This is a genomic window from Streptomyces sp. NPDC006450 (assembly GCF_040612195.1).
GTDB lineage: Bacteria > Actinomycetota > Actinomycetes > Streptomycetales > Streptomycetaceae > Streptomyces.
The window spans coordinates 2,079-3,547 of record NZ_JBEXPT010000240.1 but is presented as its reverse complement, the minus strand read 5'-3'; the positions used below and the strand labels follow the sequence as shown (position 1 = coordinate 3,547).

The following is a 1,469-nucleotide window of genomic DNA, read 5'->3' as shown; positions in this document are numbered from 1 at the left end:
CCCGGCCAGCGCGTCGCGGTCCGCGGGGCCCGGCGGGCCGGGCGGGCCGGGCGGCCGAAGGCCGTCGACCAGCGTCAGCAGGCACGTCGGCTGGCGCTGCCACTGCAACGCGTGCACCTGCGTGCCCCACTCCTGCACCGTGCGCAGGAAGCCGGGCAGGTGGTGCAGGCCGGCCACGTCCATGAACGGCACTCCGCGCAGGTCGCAGATGACCATCTCGGTCGCCTCACCGAGCACGGGGCGCAGGCGGTCGAAGGCCGCGCCCGCCTCCTGGTCCAGATCGCCCTGCGGCATCAGGTGCACGGTCCGGCCGCGGGAGGCCGTCGCAATGCCGAAGGCGTTCACCATGACGCTCACCTCGTCCCACCGCAGCTCGCCCGGACCGGTTCCCGCCCCGCGGTCACGGGGGCAGGAGAGCGCGATCCGACCTGATTCGACGGTCGACCCGCGCCCCGGTCGAACGCAAGCTTCAGCGGCCCCCGGCCGGGGCCCGTGCGACGCGTTCACCGGGGGTCGGCAGAATCCGGGTCCACCCTCCGGGCGGCCCGCTCGACGCGCTCCGGGTCCGACGGTGGCGAGCCGGAGCCGGTACCCGTGCGCGACGCAACTCCGGGCGGGCGTCCGTGTTCGTCGACCATGGCCCCCTCGTCGGGCAGCAGCTCGGGGCGACGGTCTGCCTGGGGCGGGCCGGCCTGGGCCGGGTTGCCCCGGGGGCGGTCAGGACGTGCCTGCTCCTCGCGTCCGATGCCCGGACGCGGGCGTTTGGCGGCGTGCCCACCGGCGTCGCGTCCGCCGGGGTCAGGGCCCCCGTGGTCATTCCCTCCGCCGTCGTTCCGCCCGGCGTCCGTTCCCTGCTCGCTTCCCTGCTCGCTCATGCCTGTCTCCTTCGTCGGGCCTCGTCAGGCCACCCTCCCGATCGCCTACCCCGCTCGACCGCGACCAGACAGTGCGACCGCCCCTCCCGGTCCGCCGGCTGTGGGCCCGGACGGCTGCCCGCGCGCGTACCGGCGAGCAGCCGGTCCGCTGGGCGAGGACGGCGCCGAGGACCAGCCTGCGGGTGCCGCCGACGTCCCTGTAGGCGGCCCACAGGACATTGCCCGCGGCGGGGGGCTGGTGCCCGTCTTCAATCCGACGACACCGTGCCGGCCGAGGAGCCGGTGGGTGGTGCGGGCTTCGCCCCGGTCGCCCGGGAGACGGACCCCGGATCGGGTTCGCGGTTGGGGGTACGTGCCCCCGCCCCGCCCGGAACGGTCCGGGCCCGGATGTCACCCGGCGGCGCGGGGCCCACACCGGAGCACGGCCGCCCGACCCGTCGGAAACCCGGCCGCCGTCCATCGGCGGGCGCTCCACCGTGTACCGGTTCCGCAGCAGGGCTCGGTCGCGACCGGGTGCCCGTCGTGAGGGCACCGCCGCCCTGGCCCGGTTGTGGGGGGTGGCGCGGGGCGGGGACGGGGCGGGGGGGGTGGGTG

Annotated in this window: 1 protein-coding gene; it reads right to left on the bottom strand. The window is 77.0% G+C overall.

The features are described from left to right. Positions 1–348, bottom strand: a 348-nt coding sequence (locus ABZY57_RS32390) for an STAS domain-containing protein (RefSeq protein ID WP_356518069.1), incomplete at its 3' end; no start/stop codon positions are given. Positions 349–1,469: the final 1,121 nt, after the last annotated feature.